The following is a 19,198-nucleotide window of genomic DNA, read 5'->3' as shown; positions in this document are numbered from 1 at the left end:
GATCAGACTTGCTACCATCGCTGCTGAATCAATCCGCGTCGCGGAGACATCGCGTCTCGTCGGATCGCATGCGCTCCCGATCCACGGCAAGATCGACTCGGACGTTGTTCACCGCGTCGTGCGCAAGGATCGACCGGCACCGCACCCCTCGCTTAGCAGTGGGTAAAATTATCTTCTGCCGGTGATACTATAAGAAGATAGCAGGTACATCGTATTTGGCCATTGCCGTCTAGTGCTTCGTAACTGCGCGCCAATTCACGAACCGCGACACGATCGCAGTGCTCATCCGTCAAAAGATGGTTGCGAATCTTCGTCGAATCTAAGATTAACAATTCGTTAAGTCCCGCTGACGTGCGCGACTCCACGAGAATTTTATGCAAGGGGGAGATGAAAATGAAGACTGTGATGATGACTGCGGCGGTACTGAGCGCCGGTCTGGCTGGCTTTGCCCAGATCGCCTCGGCACAGACCTTCTCGGACGCGACCGGTCAATATCAGGTCGGCATCGGTCGGAACGGCGAGCTTTACGACTACGCGACCGGGGTTGGCCTTCTTAACCCTGCCGGTTCCGACTATATCGCGCTCGGTACGCCACGTGACTCCTGGGGCATCACGTCCAGTGTCGGCAGTGCGTTCGCCGATCAGTCTTTCACCAGAACGGCCAACATCACTGGCACGGTCTTTACGCCGGGTACGAACAGTGGAACTGCGGTTTCCACCACCACTCTGGGTCTGACCGTCACACACGCCTACAACTTCTTTGCGCCGAACATCCTGTCGGTGCAGCAGACCGTCACCAACACGTCGAATACGGCGATCACCGATATCGTGTTCCGCCGCAACGTGGACCTCGACGTGCCGCCGACCGCCTTCAACGAGAATACGTTCGGACCGCTCGGGACGAACACCTCGGTGGTCGGGGCAAGCTATAACGGCTTCGAAAACGCCAGCCCCGCGACCGCCTTCACCTCGTCCTGCCTGTTGGGTTGCAACGAGGTCGGGGATCTCGGTGCGGGCATCGATCTGGGTCTCGGCACGATCGACGCGGGGCAGTCGAAGACGTTCGCCTATTATTACGGCATCAACATGCCGGGACAGACGCTGGACCTGTTGTTCACCCAGGCGCAGGGCCTCGGCCTCAGCTACCTGATCGGCGTGCAGAGCAGCGAGAACGGCCTCTATCCCAGCCTGGGTGCGGGTTCGGGCTTCCTCGGTGTCAGCAACATCGGCACCGTGGCGGGCACGGTGCCGGAGCCTGCGAGCTGGGCGATGATGATCGTCGGCATCGGCGCGGCCGGTGGCGCGCTGCGTCGCCGCCGATCGGTGAAGGTCAGCTACGCCTGATCGCCACCACAAGCGTAATGACGAAGTCCCTTCCGATCACTAGATCGGGAGGGACTTTTCATAAGCGGGACCGGAAGATCGGACCGCCGGCGCGAGAGGATGACGATATGGATACCAGCACGCTGTTCCGGCTGGACGGCCGCGTGGCGCTCGTGACCGGGGGCAGCCGCGGCATCGGCAAGATGATCGCGGCGGGCTTCATCGCGCAGGGGGCGAAGGTCTACGTCTCGTCGCGCAAGGCGGCCGCATGCGAGGAAACCGCGGCGGAGCTAGGCCCGGACTGCATCCCCCTGCCCGCCGACGTCTCCACGGTCGATGGCTGCCGCGCGCTGGCCGCGGCACTGGGCGAGCGCGAGGAACGGCTCGACATCCTCGTCAACAATGCCGGCGCGGCATGGGGCGTGGCGTTCGAGGAGTTTCCGGAGAGCGGCTGGGACAAGGTCATGGACCTGAACGTCAAATCGCCCTTTTTCCTCACCCAGTCGCTGCACGGGTTGCTGAAGGCTGCGGGGGCGGAGCGCGTCGCCAAGGTCATCAACATCACCTCGATCGATGGTCAGCGGCTGAACCCGTGGGACACGTACAGCTATCATGCGTCGAAGGCGGCGCTGATCTATCTGACCAAGCGGCTGGCGGCACGCCTGATCCGCGACGGCATCGCCGTGACCTCGATCGCGCCGGGTGCCTTTGCCAGCGAGATGAACCGCGCCGCGCGCGACCACGGCGATGCCGTCGGCAAGTCGATCCCCGCCGGCCGGATCGGCGGTGACGAGGATATGGCGGGCGCAGCGATCTATCTCGCCTCGCGCGCCGGCGACTATGTGGTCGGGGAAACGATCACCGTCGATGGGGGGCTGGTGCACGCGTCACTGGGGGTCAGCATCGACGGCTGAACCTCTGCCCTTGCCGCGCCAGAAGCTGCGAACTTTCATTGTTGGAAGACAGCCTATATTGCGAAGGATTGATCGTGCTCTGCGCGGGCATGCTGTTTGAAATGTTGGGCGACGACGGTGCGTATGGGTTCCCGAAACACCGCGTTGGCCTAACCTTAGCCTAACCTTCCAAGTTGATTCGCTTGGAATACAGCCGCTTAGCCTGCTGGGGTCAGCAACCACGCCTTGGGCTGATTGGTCGGCTTCGCCTTGCCGTCGAGCCGCACTGCCTTGATGATCCGCACCGGGTTCAGGATCATCTGCCCCCTGAATGCATCCACCCCGCCCCCTGACGGTAACGCCAGAATGCGCTTCACGACATCGAGCCCGCCGACCGCGCGCCCGAAAGCGGCATAGCCCGGGAAGTCCGGCCGGGCGTCCATCTGCGGCGCGGGACCGATGGTGATGACGAAATTGCCGCCCGCCGAGTCCGGCGAAGCGGCGCGCGCCATCGACACGGTCGCATCGAGGTGGCGGATGCCGGTCTTGGCCGTCGTCTCCAGCGGGAAAGGCGGCAGGATACGGCGCGCGTCGGTGCGGATGCCGGCCTGGATGAAGCCCGTCTTCGGGTCCTTCTTACCCCGCGCCGCGCGGTAGAAGGTCGTTCCGTCGAAGCGACCGTCATCGACATAGGCCATGAAGTTCTCGACCGTCTTCGGCGCGCGGCGAGCGTCGAGCGCCAGCAGGATGCGACCGGCGGTCGTATCGAGCCTGACGCGGACGATCCCGGCCCTCGGGCCAGTCTGCGGGGCGGCGGCGGCCGTCAGCATCAGCAGCGCCGAGACCACGACCGCCCTGCCCCACCCCGGCGAAGGCCGGGGCCCAGTTGCGAACGTCGATGTTAGTGCGGACATCATACTCGAACTATGTTGGTAGCAACTGGGCCCCGGCTGAGCCGGCGTGGCACTGGAGGCTTCGTAGCGGCAGTTCAGCGAGCGATCCCGCCCGCCGCCAGCACCGCCAGCGTCACCAGTTCGCTCGCGGTCGAGGTCATCGGCGCGATCTGCACGGGCTTCTCCATCCCGATCAGCATCGGCCCGATCATGTTGTCGCCTCCCAACTCGCGCAACAGCTTCGCCGAGATATTCGCGGATTGCAGCCCCGGCATGACCAGAACGTTGGCCGGACCCGACAGCCGCGCGAACGGATAGTTCGCCAGTTGCTTGGGGTTGAGGGCCACGTCGGGCGACATCTCGCCCTCATATTCGAAGCCGACCTGACGCCCGTCGAGGACCCCGACCGCGGCACGAACATTCTCCAGATACCGGCCTTCGGGATTGCCGAACGTCGAATAGCTGAGGAACGCGACGCGCGGCTCGTGGCCCATCCGGCGCGCGACCTGCGCGGTCTGTTCGGCGATATCAGCCAGCTCTTCCGCCGAGGGCCGCTCGTTGACCGTGGTGTCCGCGATGAAGACCGTGTGGCTCTGCCCGACGAGGATGTGAATGCCGAACGGCGTGCGGCCCGGCTCCGGATCGATCACGCGCTTCACCTCGCGCATCGTATGCGCCCAGGTGCGGGTGATGCCGGTAATCATCGCATCGGCCTCGCCGAGTTGCAGCATGACCGCGCCGAAGATGTTGCGGTCCTGATTGATCATCCGCTCCGCATCGCGGTGCAGGAAGCCACGGCGCTGCAGGCGCTTGTAGAGGAAGTCGACCATCTTCGGGACGAGCGGCGAATGGCGGCTGTTGTGAACCTCATACTCCTCCGGCCGGGTCACGCCGAGCGCCTTCAGCCGGTCGTACACGTCGTCGCGCCCGACCAGGACGGGGGTACCGTAGCCGCCCTCCTTGAACGCGATGGCGGCGCGCAGCACGACCTCCTCCTCGCCCTCTGCGAACAGCACGCGCTTGGGATGGGCGCGTGCGCCCTCATAGGCGAGCGTCAGCAGCGAGGTGGTGGGGTTCAACCGCTCGCGCAGCGACTGGCGATAGCGCTCCATGTCCAGAATGGGCTTGGTCGCGACACCGGAGTCCATCGCCGCCTTGGCGACCGCGGCGGGCACGACCTCCATCAGGCGCGGGTCGAACGGTGCCGGGATGATGTATTCGGGGCCGAAGCTGTGGCGCGTGCCATAGGCGATCGCAACCTCCTCCGGCACCCGCTGACGGGCAAGCTCCGCGATGGCGTTCGCTGCGGCGATCTTCATCGCGTCGTTGATGCCGGTGGCCCGGACGTCGAGCGCACCGCGGAAGATGAAGGGGAAGCCGAGGACGTTGTTGACCTGGTTCGGGTAGTCCGACCGCCCCGTGGCGACGATCGCATCCGGCCGCGCCGCCTTGGCGAGTTCGGGGCGGATCTCGGGTTCCGGATTGGCCATCGCGAAGATGATCGGTGCGGGCGCCATGTCCGCGACCATATCCGGGTGGAGCGCACCCGCCGCCGACAGGCCGAGGAATACGTCGGCCCCGTGCAGCGCCTCGGTCAGCGTCCGCGCCTCCGTGATCGCCGCATGCGCGGACTTCCACTGGTCCATGCTGTCGGTGCGGCCCTGGTAGATGACGCCCGAACGGTCGCACATGATGACATTGTCGTGGCGCACGCCCATCGCCTTGATCAGTTCGGTGCAGGCGATCGCCGCAGCACCGGCGCCGTTCACCACGACCTTCACGTCGGCAAGGTTACGGTCTGTCAGCAGGCAGGCGTTGATGAGGCCCGCGGCGGTGATGATCGCGGTGCCGTGCTGGTCGTCGTGAAAGACGGGGATGTTCATCCGCTCGCGCAGCGTCTGCTCGATGATGAAGCACTCGGGCGCCTTGATGTCCTCGAGGTTGATGCCGCCGAAGGTCGGCTCCATCAACTCGACCGCGTCGATGAAGCGATCGACATCCTCGGTCTTCAGCTCGATGTCGATCGAATCGACATCGGCGAAGCGCTTGAAGAGCACCGCCTTGCCCTCCATCACCGGCTTGGAAGCCAGCGCGCCGAGATTGCCCATGCCGAGGATGGCGGTGCCGTTGGAGATGACCGCGACGAGGTTGCCCTTCGCCGTATAGTCGTAGGCGGTGGCCGGGTCCTCGGCGATGGCGCGCACCGGCACCGCGACGCCGGGTGAATAGGCAAGCGCCAGATCGCGCTGCGTCGCCATCGGCTTGGACGCGACGATCTCGATCTTGCCCGGCCGCCCCTCCGAATGGAACAGCAGCGCCTCGCGCTCGGAGAACTGGACGTTGACGGCGTCTGACATGGCGGCGGCCTCTCCCGAATTACCCTACGGCCTCTACGGGCTTTGGGCGGGGGGTTTCAACCCGGTGTGGCCATGCGTATGTCGGAAGCGATGAAGCCCGAGTCCGTCCATCTGTCACCCCACATCCGTGATCTCACGTTGCTGATCGCCCCGTGCGTCGCCTGCTGTCCTGCCAGCGTCACGAACATCAGGTGACGATCACTACGATTTGGCACTGCGCACTTCGGGCCGCGGCGGTTCTCCCGTGAACCCCACACCAACGCCGATGATGGCGCAATATCACGCCCTGAAGGCGGAGGCGCAGGATTGCCTGCTCTTCTACCGCATGGGCGACTTCTTCGAGATGTTCTTCGAGGACGCGCGCATCGCAGCGGCGGTGCTCGACATCGCTTTGACGGCGCGTGGGGAGCATGGTGGCGAGAAGGTGCCGATGTGCGGCGTGCCCGTGCATGCCGCGACCGCCTATCTTCAGCGCCTGATCAAGGCCGGCCACCGCGTCGCCATCGCCGAGCAGACCGAGAGCCCGGAGGCAGCGCGCAAGGCACGCGGGTCGAAGGCGCTGGTCAACCGGGCGATCGTCCGCGTCGTGACGGCCGGCACGCTGACCGAGGAGGCGTTGCTCGACGCACGAGCGGATAATTGGTGCGTCGCGATCGGCGAGGCGGCGGGAGAGGTCGCGCTGGCGGCGGCCGACGTGTCGACGGGCCGCTTCGTGGTGATCGCACTGGATCAGGCCAGCGTACCGGCGGAGTTGGCAAGGCTCGGTGCGGTGGAGGTCGTTGCGGCGGATACCAGCGGCGTGGCGGAGCTGGCGACGACACTGCGGCCGAAGGCGGAGTTCGACAGCGGCGCGGGAGAGGCGCGGCTGAAACGCCTGTTCGCGGTCGCGACGCTGGACGGGTTCGGACAGTTCGGGCGCGCGGAACTCGCCGCGGCCGGTGGCCTCGTCGCCTATCTGGATCATACCGCCAAGGGCGCACTGCCGTTCTTGCGCGCGCCGGTGCTGCACCGGGCAGCGAACACGATGGCGATCGATGCGGCGACGCGCGAAAGCCTGGAACTGACGCAGACCGCATCGGGCCAGCGCAAGGGGTCGCTGCTCGACGCAATTGATCGGACCGTCACCGGCGCAGGGGCGCGGTTGCTGGCGGGCGACCTGGGCGCGCCGCTGGTGGACCGCGGCGCGATCGATGCTCGGCTCGACCTCGTCCGCCATTTCCATGACGACGAGGCGGAGCGCGAGAAGGTGCGCGCGGCGTTGCGCGCCTTGCCGGATATCGGGCGGGCGCTGGGTCGGCTGGTCGCCGGGCGCGGCGGACCGCGCGATCTGGGCCAGCTTCGCGACGGGCTGGACGGCGCGTGGTCGCTCGGCGAGCGGCTGGGGTCGGGCGAGCCCCCCGCGCTGCTGATCGAGCTGGCACCGCGGTTGCGGGGGCATGGCGAGTTGATCGACCAGTTGCGGCGCGCGCTGGTGCCCTCGCCGCCGGTCGAGGCGAGCGACGGTGGCTACATTGCCGCCGGCTACGATCTCGCGCTCGACGATCTGCGCGACGCGGGCGCGGGCGGGCGAAGGGCGATCGCCGCGCTGGAAGCGGAGATGCGGAGCAACACCGGCGTCGCGGCGCTGAAGGTGCGGCACAACAACGTGCTGGGTTATCATGTCGAGGTTCCGGCGCGCGCCGCCGATGCGCTGATGAAGCCGGACAGCGGCTTCACGCACCGCCAGACGCTGGCCGGTGTCGTCCGCTTCAACACGCCCGCGCTGCACGAGGTCGCGAGCAAGGTCGCACAGGCCGGCGCACACGCGCTGGCGGCGGAAGCGGCGCATCTGGAGGACCTGATCGCCCGCGCGCTGTCACACCGGGAGGCGATTGCCGCGACCGCCGATGCACTGGCGCGGATCGACGTCTCCACGGCACTCGCGGAGCGCGCCGCCGAAGGCGGCTGGACGCGGCCCAAACTGGTCGAAGAGCCGTGCTTCGATGTCGAGGGCGGGCGGCATCCGGTGGTCGAAGCCGCCGTCGCCAGATCGGGCGGACGGTTTGTCGCCAACGATTGCCGGCTGTCGGAGACATCGCGGTTGTGGCTCGTCACCGGTCCGAACATGGGCGGCAAGTCGACCTTCCTGCGGCAGAATGCGCTGATCGCGGTGCTGGCACAGGCGGGAAGCTACGTACCCGCCGGCAGCGCGACGCTGGGAATGATCGACCGGCTGTTCAGCCGGGTCGGCGCGTCGGACAATCTGGCACGCGGGCGGTCGACCTTCATGGTCGAGATGGTCGAGACGGCTGCGATCCTGGCGCAGGCGACGCCGCGCAGCTTCGTGATCCTCGACGAAGTGGGCCGCGGTACGTCGACCTATGATGGGCTGGCCATCGCCTGGGCAGTGGTGGAGGCGATCCACGAAGACAATCGCTGCCGCTGCCTGTTCGCGACGCACTATCACGAACTGACGCGGCTGGCGGAACGCTGCGACGCGCTGTCTCTGCATCATGTCCGCGCCCGCGAGTGGAAGGGAGACCTCGTGCTGCTGCACGAGCTGGCGGACGGGCCGGCGGATCGCAGCTATGGGCTGGCCGTGGCGCGGCTCGCCGGCATGGCACCGCAGACCGTCGCGCGCGCCAAGGCGGTCTTGGCGAAGCTGGAGGCTGGTCGCGCCAAGACGGGCGGCCTAGCGGTAGGCCTCGATGACCTTCCACTGTTCGCCGCCGCCGCCGCGGTCGAGGAGGAACAGTGCGATGCGATCCGCGCCCAGGTGGAGGCGATCGACGTCGATGCGCTGACCCCGCGCGAGGCACTCGATACGTTGTACCGGCTGAAGGCGCTGGCGCGGGACGGCTAGCGCTGTCGACGGCGAACGGCCATGTAGCGCTGCGATGACCTATCGCTTCGAAAGTCTGTCCAACCGCAAGGCGATCGTCGATCGGCGCGCGCTCGCCGAGGCTGTGGCGGCGTTGCCGATCGAACAGCTTCCGGTCGCCGCGACCACGCTGCTGCGCGATGCTCTGGACGCCGGACGCGAGGAGATCGCGCGCCGGCTGGCCGAGCGGCCGACGCGCGGGCTGGAAGCGGCGGCGGCGCAGGCGTATCTGATCGACCGCATCCTGCAGATCCTGTTCGCGGTCGCCCTGCGGCTGCATCCGGACGAGCGCGAGCCAATCGCGGTGATGGCGGTCGGCGGCTACGGGCGCGGCGAGATGGCGGCGCATTCCGACATCGATATCGGCTTCCTCACGCGCGACACGCCCTCACCCCGTGCCGCCAAGGTGGTGGAGACGGTGCTGTACGCCCTGTGGGACCTGAAGCTGAAGGTCGGCCATTCCAGCCGGTCGCTGGACGAGATGATCCGGCAGTCCAAGGCCGACGTGACGGTGCGCACCGCCTTGCTCGAAGGACGGTTCGTAGTCGGCGATCAGGCGCTGGCGGACGAGGCGGAAAAGCGCTTCTCCGACGAGGTGCAGCGCGGCACCGAGCGTCAGTTCATCGCCGACAAGCTGGCCGAGCGCGATGCCCGTCACCGGCGCATGGGCGATACCCGCTATGTGGTCGAACCCAACGTGAAGGAGGGCAAGGGATCGCTCCGCGACCTGCACGCGCTCTTCTGGATCGGCAAATACGTCTACAACGTGGAACGGGCGCGACAACTGGTGGACGTCGGGCTGTTCACGCCCGCCGAATATCGGCAGTTCCACCGCGCCGACGAATTCCTGTGGGCGGTGCGGTGTCATCTGCACGTGATCACCGGACGAGCCGAAGATCGCCTGACCTTCGACGTGCAGCGCGAGGTCGCGGCGCGGATGCGGTTCCGCGATGCGGCAGGCAAACCCGCCGTCGAGCGGTTCATGCAGCTGTACTTCCTGCACGCCAAAACAGTGGGCACGCTGACGGGCGTATTCCTCGCGCATCTGGACGAGCGGTTCGCGGCGCGTGGGCGGCGGTTCGGATTTCCCGGCATCCGTCGCAGCCCGAAGCGGCTGAAGGGCTTCGTGCTCGATCGCGGGCGGCTGGGTCTGCCGAACGACCAGTTCTTCGCCGAGGACCCGGTACGGCTGATCGAGATCTTCGCGCTGGCGGATGCGAACGAGGTGGATATCCACCCGCTGGCGATGCGCGCCGCCGCCCGCGACGCCAAGCTGGTCGACGGCATCCGCCGCGATCCGCGCGCCAACGCGCTGTTCCTGGACGTGCTGTGCAGCCCGCGCGATCCCGAACTGGTGTTGCGCTGGATGAACGAAGCGGGCGTATTCGGCCGGTTCGTGCCCGATTTCGGCCGCGTCGTCGCGCAGATGCAATTCGACATGTACCACCACTTCACCGTCGACGAGCACACGATTCAGGCGATCGGCCTGCTCGCGCGGATCGAGGCTGGGACCTTGAAGGAGGATCATCCGCTCGCCACCGCGATCATCGGTCAGATCGTGTCGCGCAGGGCGCTCCGCGTGGCGGTGCTGTGCCACGACATCGCCAAGGGACGCGGCGGCGATCACTCAATTCTCGGGGCGGAGGTGGCACTGCGGCTGGCGCCGCGGCTCGGACTGAACCCGGCGGAAACGGAAACCGTCGCGTGGCTGGTGCGGCATCACCTGCTGATGTCGGCGACGGCGTTCAAGCGCGACCTGTCGGATTTCAAGACGATCCTCGATTTCTGCGAGACGGTGGCGTCACCCGAACGCCTGCGGCTGCTGCTGGTGCTGACCATCGTAGATATCCGGGCGGTCGGGCCGGGAACGTGGAACGGGTGGAAGCGGCAGTTGCTCGCCGACCTGTTCCACGCCGCGGAGGAGGTGCTGCGCCTCGGGCACAAACAACGCGGGCGCAGCGAGCGGATCGCCGAGAAGCAGGCGCGATTGCAGGCGGCGATGGGTTGGAGCGACGCGGCGCTGGCGAAGCATGTCCGCCGTTTGCCGGAGGCGTACTGGATCGCGGAGCCGGACGACGTGCTGGCGCATAACGCACGGGCGATGACGGCCGCCGACACGCCGCTGTCGATCGACGCGCAGGTCTATCCGGAACGTGGCGCGACACTGGTGACGATCCATGCGGCGGATCATCCGGGGCTGTTCTATCGCATCGCCGGCGCGATCAGCCTTGCCGGGGGAAACATCATCGATGCGCGCATCCACACGACACGCGACGGGATGGCGATCGACAATTTCCTGGTGCAGGACCCGCTGGGGCGGCCGTTTGCGGATGCCAGCCAGTTGACGCGGTTGAAGGTAGCGATCGAGGATGCACTGGCCAACCGCAGCAAGCTGGCCGACCGGCTGACCGCCAAGCCGGCGGTGCGGCCGCGGGCGGATGCGTTTGCGATCCAGCCCAACGTGTTGATCGACAACAAGGCGTCCAACCGGTTCACCGTCGTCGAGGTGAATGCCCGCGACCGGCCGGCGTTGTTGAACCAGTTGGCGCAGGCGCTGTTCCAGTCGAAGGTCACGATCCACTCCGCGCATGTCGCGACGTATGGCGAGCGCGCGGTCGACACCTTCTACCTGACCGACCTGACCGGGGATCGGATTACCGCACCGCAGCGGCTGAGGACGCTGGAGAAGCGGCTGGTCAATGCCGCGGCGGGCGAAACGGTCGAACTGGCCGCTTAATTCTTCGGCGGCTTCTCGTACGGGGTGAAGCTTTCGAACCGGCAATATTGGCTTGGGATCGAGGTGCCGGCCCGCAGCACGCGGAAACGATCGTTGCGGCAGACCTGACTGCCGTAGACATCGACGATCAGCGTATCGAGTGCCTGCATCGAACATCGCCCGATCGTATTCGCTTTCCAGATCCGGCGACCGGTCTGTTGAGCGAGGATCAGGTTTTCGTCGGCGATGTAGAGACCCTGCTGCGTCGTCAGGGTGAGGCAATTTTCGGGTGGCCCGGCTATGCGGCCCGCGAGCGGGTCGGACTTGGCCGCCAGCAAAGGCAGCGCGAGGGCGGCGAGGAGCAGGGCGCGCATCATTTCGCCTTTCGATATTCGGTGAACTCGCCGGGCGAGCAGCTGCCGGTGAAGAAGCCCTGCGTCTGGTCTCGGGTCTGGATGATGTCGCCGGAGCACATCTGGCCGAACGACCGCACCGTCACGATGATATCGCCGCGGGCCGCGCGCTCGCATCCGCCGCCCGTGTCGGCGATGTAGATCGGGCTGCTGCCGACGCTGTCGCGGACGAGCAGCGTGGGACCGTATACCTCCGTTCGCGCGGAGCGGATCGAAGGCACGCACGACGATTTACGACCGGGGACGAACCCCTTCAAGGCCTTCGCGAGGCGGTCGGCGTCGCCCTGCGCGACGGCCGTGGCGCGGGCGGTTTCGGCGGGGGTCGCGGTACAGGCGCCGAGCAGGGCAAGTGCGGCGATCGGGATCAACGGCTTCATGACATCATCCTCCACATCCCCAACGCATCAACCGCGAAAAGCATCCTTCATCGCCCGCAACTCGCCCAAGCGGTCGGCACTGCCCGCTCGCAGGAAGGGGTTGGTGGCCCGCTCCTCCCCGATCGTGAACGGCACCGTCGCCTCGCCTTCCGCGCGCTGAGCCTCCACCACCTGTTTGCGCTCGGCGATCGCGGCGTTGTCCGGATCGACATGGGCGGCGAAGGCGGCGTTCGACACCGTGTACTCGTGACCGCAGTAGACCTTCGTTGCGTCCGGCAGTTCGGCGTAGCGCTCCATGTTGCGCCACATATCGGCCGGCGTTCCTTCGAACAGCCGGCCGCAGCCCATCGCGAACAGCGTGTCGCCGGTAAAGATCAGCGCGTCGTCCGCGAAATGGAAGGCGATATGCCCGGCGGTATGGCCGGGCACGGACAGGACATGACCCGTGTGGCTGCCGATGCGGACGACGTCGCCCTCCCCAACCTGCGTATCGAGCGTCGGGATCTTCGCCGCCTCCGCGCCCGGACCGGTGATCGTCGCGCCGGCGGCCTTCATCTCCGCATTGCCGCCGGTGTGATCGGGATGCCAGTGCGTCGTCCAGACCTGGCTGATCGTCCAGTCGCGCGCTTTCGCCGCGGCGAGGACGGGTGTGGCCTCGCCCGGATCGACGACCGCGACCTCACCCGTCTTCGTGTCGTGAATCAGCCAGGCATAATTGTCCGAAAGCACGGGAACGCGGACGATCTCCAGCCCCGACACGTTACCAAGTCCCGGTGTTCGGCATCGACACCCACGGCTCGGCGGGGTCGAGCGTACCGTCCTGCAGCAACTCGATCGAGATGCCGTCGGGCGTCTTCACGAACGCCATGTGGCCGTCGCGCGGCGGACGGTTGATCGTGACGCCGCCATCCATCAGCCGCTGGCAGGTCGCGTAGATATCCTGGACGCGGTAGGCGAGGTGGCCGAAATTGCGCCCACCCGAATACTCCTCCGGGTCCCAGTTGTAGGTCAGTTCGACCTCCGCTTCGGCGCGTTCGCCGGGAGCGTTCATGTCGGCATCCGCGGCAAGGAAGATCAGCGTAAAGCGGCCCTTCTCGCTTTCCAGCCGCCGCACTTCCTTCAGGCCGAGCAGTTCGAAAAAGGCGATCGTCTTGTCCGGGTCGGCGACGCGGATCATGGTGTGCAGGTATTTCACGCGAGAACTCCGTGGAAGGTCTGGGGCGGAACGGATCAGCCTTGAACTAGGTCCGTGATATCGCCGACGGCGCGGATCAGCAGCGCGAGGTCCGCGTCGCGCGACAGGCGGTGGTCGCCGTCCTTGACGAGGGTGATCTGCACGTCGTCATTCGCGATCAGTTCCGCCAGCCGGATCGTGCGCTGGTACGGCACGTCCTTGTCCTGCTGACCGTGCAGCAGGCGGACCGGACCGGCGAACGGAATCATCCCGAACATCAGCCGGTTCGCCTCGCCCGACGACCAGAAGGCGCGCGTATAAAGCGTCGGCAGCGGTCCGTAGGGGTTGGGCCGTTCGAGGCGACCGGTCTGGAGCATCGCCATCTTCTCGTCCATCGTGAAGCCCCAGTCGGTGAAGTCCGGCGCGGGCGCGATGCCGACCATCGCCTTCACCTGATCGGGCCGGGCCTTTGCTGCGAGCAGCATCAGCCAGCCGCCCATCGACGAGCCGACGAGCACGACCGGACCCTTCGCCACCTCGTCCAGCATCGCCAGCGTATCGCCGAGCCAGCCGGCCAGCGTCTGGTCCTTGAAATCCCCCTCCGACTGGCCGCAGCCGGCATAGTCGAAGCGCAGGAAGGCGCGCCCCTCCGTCTTCGCCCACGCCTCCAGCGCCAGCGCCTTCGACCCCTGCATGTCCGACGCGTAGCCGGGCAGGAACACGATCGTCGGGCCGGTGCCGGCGGTGTGGTGGAAGGCGAGGCGGTGCGGCTGGGTCATGCTGGAATCCGGGCGAAGTGGAGGAAGTGGAGGCGTCGGGACGCTGGCCTCCACTTCGGTACGGCGCGGCTGGTGTCGGGTGCGTGGGCTGGCAATGTCGGAGCGACGGACATGCGGCGCGGTATAGATCGGGCGAGCCGTGTAGGACAGGTTGCGCCGTCGTCCGTGCAACCGCGAAAGCACGAACGGCGGCATCCGGTCAGATGATGAATTCCACCGATCGCGTCTGCACTTCGCCGTCGCGCTTGGCGACGATCTCGCCGTGCAGCGTCTTGATCGCGCGGCTGCCGGTGGTGGTGCAGAGGAACGGGAACACACCGTGGATGATCGCACCGACGCCGCCGGCGATCATGCGCAGCCCGAAGCGGGTGGCGACGACGAAATGTTGGCCGTAGCTTTCGCCGACGGCGGCGGGGTGGTCGGTGAAGGGGTTCATCGCCGGTCTGCTCCTTTGCAGCGGCCAGCGTAGACGGAAGGCGCGGAGTGATCCAGCGTTGGCTGTCGATCCTCTCCGGCACGGGGAGGTGGCGCGCCGCAGGCGTGACGGAGGGGCAGCCGCTCGCCGTGTCGCCTGTGGCTGCCCCTCCGTCAGGCCTGCGGCCTGCCACCTCCCCTTGAGAAGGGAGGGTTTAAGAGGAGTACTGTGGCGTACAGCCCCAATCCTCCCCTGCAAGGGGAGGTGGCGCGCATGCGCCGGAGGGGTGACACCACTGGCGTGGATACCCCTCCGTCAGGCCTGCGGCCTGCCACCTCCCCTGCAAGGGGAGGATTTACAGGTTTGCCAGCATGTCCGCGGCCAATCCGCTCAGCGTATCGTCGCGGGCGCCCATCACCACGATGCGGTCGCCGGGCCGGGCAAGGGCGACGAGGCGCGAAGCTGCGTCGGAGCGATCGGGGTCGTGGTGGGCGGTTCGGCCGGCGGCGGCGATGCGCGCGACGATGTCGGCGCTGCCGACCTCGCGCGTGACGGTGCCACCGAAATAGGCGGGATCGGGGATCGTCAGCACGTCCTCGCCCGCCAGATGATCGGCGAAGGTCTGCGCCAGTTCGCGGCCCATCTGCTTGAGGGGGCCGTAGCCGTGCGGCTGGAAGAGGATCAGCAGGCGGCCGGGATGCGCGTGCAGCGTGTCGAGCGTGGCGGCGATCTTGTCCGGGTTGTGGCCGAAATCGTCGATGACGGCGATGCCGTTCGCTTGGCCGACGAGGTCGAAGCGGCGGCGAAGGCCGGTGAAGCCCTCGATCGCGCGGGCGGCGGCGGCGAGCGGGACGCCGGCCGCGACGCAGGCGCCGATCGCGGCGAGCGCATTGGAGACGTTATGGCGGCCCGGGACCAAAAGGCGGATGTGATGGTCGCCTTCCGCACCGATCAGATCGAACCCGATCGCGAAGGGTTCGGGCGACAGGTTGCGGGCGACGAGATCCCCCTCCCCTTCCACCGCAAAGGTCGTGAGCGTGTCCCGCGGCAGCGTCGCCAGCAGCGCCGCGGTTTCCGCATCGCCGGCGTTGGCGACGACGTGGCGAGCGGCGCGGGCGAAGTCGCCGAACAGTTGGCGAAGTTCGTCCAGCCCCTTGTGATCGAGCGTGACGTTGTTGAGCACCGCGACCGCCGGGCGGTACAGGGCGATCGAGCCGTCGCTTTCGTCGACTTCGCTGACGAAGGCGTCACCGCGACCGACCAGTGCGCTGGCGAAGGGGGCGTCGGGGGTGGCGAAATCCTTCATGACCGCGCCGTTCATGACCGTCGGATCGCGGCCGAGCGTATGCAGGATATACCCGATCATGCCGGTAACGCTGGACTTGCCGCTGGTGCCGGCGACCCCGATCGGCAGCGCCGCGTCGTTGAACAGGCCGGCATTGACCTGCGCCCGCGTCATACGCGTGCAGCCGAGCCGGTCGGCGGCGACGATGTCGGGCACGCTCGCCTCCACCGCCGCGGACGCGATGACGATCTGGTCGGCGGAGGTCACCCCGCTGCCGTCCTGCGCGAACAGCGCGATGCCGGCGGTGCGGAGCGCGTCGAACTTGGCGGAGGTGCGGCCCTGATCGAGGCCACGGTCGGACCCGGCGACGATGCCGCCGCGCGCGCGGACGATCATCGCCAGCGGCATCATGCCGGACCCGCCGATGCCGACGAAGAAAGAGGATTTGCCGCTGTGCATCGGGGCGGGCTATCGCGGCGGTGGAGCGTGGGCAAGCTTTTGAGCATGATGCGGGCGTTCTCCACTGTCCGCCGCCGCGGCGGAGGCCGGGGTCCCGTCTCGGCGGAGCCGGTGAGACCCACGGCGTGCGCGGCAACTGGACCCCGGCCTTCGCCGGGGTGGAATAGGTTCGTGATCACAAGGAACGCAAAACCATGAAGATCACCGTTGTAGCGCCCGGCCGGCCGATCGATCCGGTCGTCGCCGCACGCGCGGGGGCGTTTGCGGCGATCGCCTATCCGGAGGTGGACCTGATCTTCCACCCGCAATGCTTCGAAAGCGCGGGGCATTTCGCGGGGAGCGATGCGGTGCGCGCGGCGACGTTCCTGTCGGTGGCGAACGATCCGGCAGTGGATGCGGTGTGGTTCGCGCGCGGCGGGTATGGGTCGAACCGCATCTTGGCGGAGGTGATGCCGAAGCTGGAACCGGCGGCGGCGCGCAAGGCGTATGCAGGCTATTCGGACATGGGGTTCCTGCTCGGTGCGCTGTACGCGCGGCGGATTGGGCGGCCGGTGCACGCGCCGATGGCGACGGACATCAACCGCAACAAGGGCGACGAGACGGTGGCGCGGACGCTGGGCTGGCTGGTGCGCGGCGACCGGCAGGGGCTGGAACCCGATCTGGGCGGGCGGCCGGCGGCGGCGTTCAACCTCGCCATCCTCGATGCGCTGATCGGGACGCCGTGGCTGCCCGACCTGACCGACCACGTTCTCATCATCGAGGAGGTGTCGGAGCCGCTGTACCGCGTCGACCGGATGCTGTTCACGGTGGCGAATGCAACGCAACTGAAGGGGATCGCCGGAGTGCGGCTGGGCGTGGTCAACGATATCGTCGAGAACGATCCGCCGTGGGGCGAGACGCTGGAGGCGATGATGGCGCGCTGGTGCCGCGACATGGGCGTGCCGTATCTGGGCCGCGCGCGGGTGGGGCACACGCAGGACAATCACGTCGTGCCGTTCGGGATCGCCTGATCGTCGGAACAAACCGCCTGCTCAAAACAGAGTGCCCCTTCAGAACAGGCTGCCCCTTCAGAACAGGCTGCGCAGCGACACCATCACCGAACGGCCGAACGGGTCGAGATAGGCGGGGCGCAGGCCGATCGGGGTGATCCCGTCACGGTCGCGGACGCGCTGGCGCTCGTTGAAGAGGTTGCGGGCGTTGAGCGCGATCTGCACCCCCTTGCCCCAATGCTGGCCGCCCGTGATCTTCGCCAGCGGCACGATCAGGGAGGTGCCGATCGTCAACAAGCTGCCGAAGCGCAGATCGGCGGCGGCGAGATCGGCACGGACGCGGGTGGCGGAGCGCCACTGGAGGTCGAACGTTCCGGAGATGCCGCCCCGCGACAGGGCCGCGAAGGCGTTGCCCTCGAAACGGGGACGGCCGCCGCTGCCGCCGAACGCATCGCCGTCGAGCAGATCGAGCGAGGGCTGACCGTCCACCAACATCAGCCGGTTAGCGAGGCGCAGCGTGGGCGACACGTTGGCGAACAGAAAGAACGGCTCGCGCGGCATCGCCGGGGGCGGGCCGGGCTCCGTCCCCGGCGGCGGCAGCATGGGCAGCATCGGCTGTGCGCCGAGCGGACCGGCCCATCCGAGGTTCGCCGTCAGTTCCCGGCGGCGTTCGCGCGCGAGGTTCACGGGGCGACTGTCCACGGACAGCAGCCGCCCGTTCGCATCACGCGTGAACAGGGTCGGGAAGGCCGCGGCGACCAGCGGTGTCGGCTGCGACACATAGGCGGCCTGGTCGATGATGTCGGTCGTGGCGTAGGTCACGGCCAGGGTCAGCTCGCGCTTCGCGAACGGCTTGAGCGTCAGGTCGATCGCGTTTCGCCGCTGTCGCTCCGGCGCAAGGCGAGCGTTGCCGCCGCCGATCACGTCGACCAACACGGTCTGGCCGGTGAGATTGTCGAAATAGGGGACGTTCGGGAAGGAGCGGACCGGATCGAAGAGCTGGTTGACCGAGGGCGGCGTCTGCCTGCGGTCGACGCTGCCGCCCAGCCGGACCGCGGCGATCGGTCGCCAGCCGAGCGTCGCCGCGACGCGGGGGTAGGTACCGCCGCGCGTCACATGCCCGACGCCGCCGGTCGCGGTCGCGGTCACGTCGCCCAGCATCGACAGCACCCCCAGGCGGGCGGAGGCGATCGGCAGGCTTGCGGTGACCGTCGCCGCGCTGGTGCGGCGGTTGAAGGTGCGCGCGTCGGCGGCGGATGCGCCCGCCCGACGGCTGCGCGACTCGTCCCCGTCGAGCGACAGGGCCAGCGTTGCGTCGCCAGCAGGAAGCGTCATGAGCGGGCCATTGGCGACGAGCTTGGTCGAGAGCGTCCGCGTCGCCGACCGGGTGCGCAGCCCAACCGCCGGGTCGCCGCCCAACGTGGCGGCGGTGGCGACGAAGTTCGTGACACTGCCGGTGCCGTTCCACGTCCAGTCGCCCAGCGAACTGCTCACCGCGACGCCGCCCGTCGTCGTGCTGATGATCGACCGCTGGCGCTCAGGTTCAGAGGAGCCGATCGCGACGCCCAGCAGCGACAGGTCCGCCTGTCGCTCGATCGACCCGGATAGCGACAGGCCGGTCGAGCGGCCGAGCGGGACGGCCCAGGCAGCGTTGCCGCGGATGGTGCGGGAGGCGGCGGCGATCGACCGCGGCGTCAGGCCGGGCAGCGGATCGAGATCGCGCTGCGCCTCCGTGATCGCCAGCCGCCGCTCCCCCCGCGCACCGAGCGTCAGGCGGCGCGGCCCGTCAAGCCGCGTCGCGGCAGCCCGCGCGAGGATGCCGGTGCCGCCACCCTCGGTCGTACTATTGCTCTGCTGCTCCAGCTCGAGCGAGCGGAAGCGCCTCTTCGTGATGATGTTCGCGACGCGCTGGGTCGGGGAATAGCCGAAGCGGGTCGCGTCCGCCTCGCTGAGAAGCTCGAACTTCTCGACGGCTTCGGACGGCAGATCCTGCATCTCCTCGAACCCGGCGATGCGGCGGCCGTTGAGCAGCAGGATCGGCGGCTCGCCGGACGAAGAGCGGGTCAGCGACTGTAATTTCTTGAGCATGTCGGCGATCGATGTCGTGCCCAGCCCCTGCAGGGCGGCCGCATCGAACACCGCGAGCGGCTGGGTCGGACCGACGATCGAACGATCATCCAGCCTTTTGCCTTCGATGACGATTTCGGCGGAGGACTCGGTGGTGGCCGGCGCAGGAACCTCCTGCGCAGCAATCGGTGTCGCCAT

The 19,198-nt window shown here is 67.6% G+C and carries 15 protein-coding genes; 5 read left to right on the top strand and 10 right to left on the bottom strand.

Annotated elements, in window-relative coordinates:
• Window positions 1-393: 393 nt before the first annotated feature.
• Both AC0CH8_RS08630 and AC0CH8_RS08625 read left to right on the top strand, forming a co-directional pair.
• A complete protein-coding gene (locus AC0CH8_RS08630; RefSeq protein WP_465239518.1) occupies window positions 394-1,344 on the top strand; it encodes a PEPxxWA-CTERM sorting domain-containing protein in 951 nt (316 codons plus the stop codon).
• Between the two features lie 107 nt (window positions 1,345-1,451).
• Entirely contained in the window at window positions 1,452-2,237 is a 786-nt protein-coding gene (locus AC0CH8_RS08625) for an SDR family oxidoreductase (protein WP_204197525.1), read from the top strand.
• 197 nt (window positions 2,238-2,434) lie between these two features.
• Here AC0CH8_RS08625 and AC0CH8_RS08620 read toward each other — a convergent pair whose 3' ends face one another.
• Both AC0CH8_RS08620 and AC0CH8_RS08615 read right to left on the bottom strand, forming a co-directional pair.
• Window positions 2,435-3,046: a peptidylprolyl isomerase gene (locus AC0CH8_RS08620; protein ID WP_465239595.1), complete on the bottom strand. Its 612-nt coding sequence runs from the start codon at window positions 3,044-3,046 to the stop codon at window positions 2,435-2,437.
• A gap of 158 nt (window positions 3,047-3,204) precedes the next feature.
• Window positions 3,205-5,466 carry an NADP-dependent malic enzyme gene (locus AC0CH8_RS08615; RefSeq protein WP_465239517.1) on the bottom strand — a complete coding sequence of 754 codons (2,262 nt, stop codon included), beginning with the start codon at window positions 5,464-5,466 and terminating at the stop codon, window positions 3,205-3,207.
• 265 nt (window positions 5,467-5,731) lie between these two features.
• Here AC0CH8_RS08615 and mutS point away from each other — a divergent pair, with 265 nt between their 5' ends.
• A complete protein-coding gene (gene mutS, locus AC0CH8_RS08610; RefSeq protein ID WP_465239516.1) occupies window positions 5,732-8,308 on the top strand; it encodes a DNA mismatch repair protein MutS in 2,577 nt (858 codons plus the stop codon).
• A 34-nt stretch (window positions 8,309-8,342) separates the two neighbouring features.
• Window positions 8,343-11,063 (top strand): [protein-PII] uridylyltransferase, encoded by a 2,721-nt coding sequence (locus tag AC0CH8_RS08605; protein WP_465239515.1) that lies wholly within the window; start codon window positions 8,343-8,345, stop codon window positions 11,061-11,063.
• On the opposite strand, the gene AC0CH8_RS08600 is transcribed toward AC0CH8_RS08605, so the two are convergent.
• The 7 genes from AC0CH8_RS08600 to AC0CH8_RS08570 all read right to left on the bottom strand — a co-directional run bounded on the left by AC0CH8_RS08600 (window position 11,060) and on the right by AC0CH8_RS08570 (window position 15,944).
• The gene (locus tag AC0CH8_RS08600) at window positions 11,060-11,416 is read right to left on the bottom strand and encodes a hypothetical protein (protein WP_465239514.1); all 357 of its coding nucleotides are present in this window, start codon (window positions 11,414-11,416) and stop codon (window positions 11,060-11,062) included. The genes AC0CH8_RS08605 and AC0CH8_RS08600 overlap by 4 nt on opposite strands.
• Window positions 11,416-11,832, bottom strand: coding sequence for a hypothetical protein (locus tag AC0CH8_RS08595; protein ID WP_465239513.1), 417 nt, complete (start codon window positions 11,830-11,832; stop codon window positions 11,416-11,418). Before AC0CH8_RS08595 ends, AC0CH8_RS08600 begins: the two co-directional genes overlap by 1 nt.
• Window positions 11,833-11,859: 27 nt before the next feature.
• Complete coding sequence (gene gloB, locus AC0CH8_RS08590) at window positions 11,860-12,582, bottom strand: hydroxyacylglutathione hydrolase (protein WP_465239594.1); 723 nt, start codon at window positions 12,580-12,582, stop codon at window positions 11,860-11,862.
• Between the two features lie 10 nt (window positions 12,583-12,592).
• The gene (locus tag AC0CH8_RS08585; RefSeq protein ID WP_465239512.1) at window positions 12,593-13,027 is read right to left on the bottom strand and encodes a VOC family protein; all 435 of its coding nucleotides are present in this window, start codon (window positions 13,025-13,027) and stop codon (window positions 12,593-12,595) included.
• Between the two features lie 35 nt (window positions 13,028-13,062).
• Entirely contained in the window at window positions 13,063-13,785 is a 723-nt protein-coding gene (locus AC0CH8_RS08580) for an alpha/beta hydrolase (protein WP_465239511.1), read from the bottom strand.
• A gap of 199 nt (window positions 13,786-13,984) precedes the next feature.
• Entirely contained in the window at window positions 13,985-14,221 is a 237-nt protein-coding gene (locus tag AC0CH8_RS08575) for a DUF6356 family protein (protein WP_204197515.1), read from the bottom strand.
• A 334-nt stretch (window positions 14,222-14,555) separates the two neighbouring features.
• Complete coding sequence (locus AC0CH8_RS08570) at window positions 14,556-15,944, bottom strand: glutamate ligase domain-containing protein (RefSeq protein ID WP_465239510.1); 1,389 nt, start codon at window positions 15,942-15,944, stop codon at window positions 14,556-14,558.
• A 194-nt stretch (window positions 15,945-16,138) separates the two neighbouring features.
• Between AC0CH8_RS08570 and AC0CH8_RS08565 the strand changes: the two genes are divergently transcribed.
• Window positions 16,139-16,954, top strand: coding sequence for an LD-carboxypeptidase (locus AC0CH8_RS08565; RefSeq protein ID WP_465239509.1), 816 nt, complete (start codon window positions 16,139-16,141; stop codon window positions 16,952-16,954).
• A 57-nt stretch (window positions 16,955-17,011) separates the two neighbouring features.
• Here AC0CH8_RS08565 and AC0CH8_RS08560 read toward each other — a convergent pair whose 3' ends face one another.
• Window positions 17,012-19,198, bottom strand: a complete 2,187-nt coding sequence (locus AC0CH8_RS08560) for a TonB-dependent receptor (protein ID WP_465239508.1) — start codon at window positions 19,196-19,198, stop codon at window positions 17,012-17,014.

The sequence above is a fragment of the Sphingomonas sp. AC435 genome (genome assembly GCF_979253005.1).
This window is presented reverse-complemented; position numbering and strand designations above follow the sequence as displayed.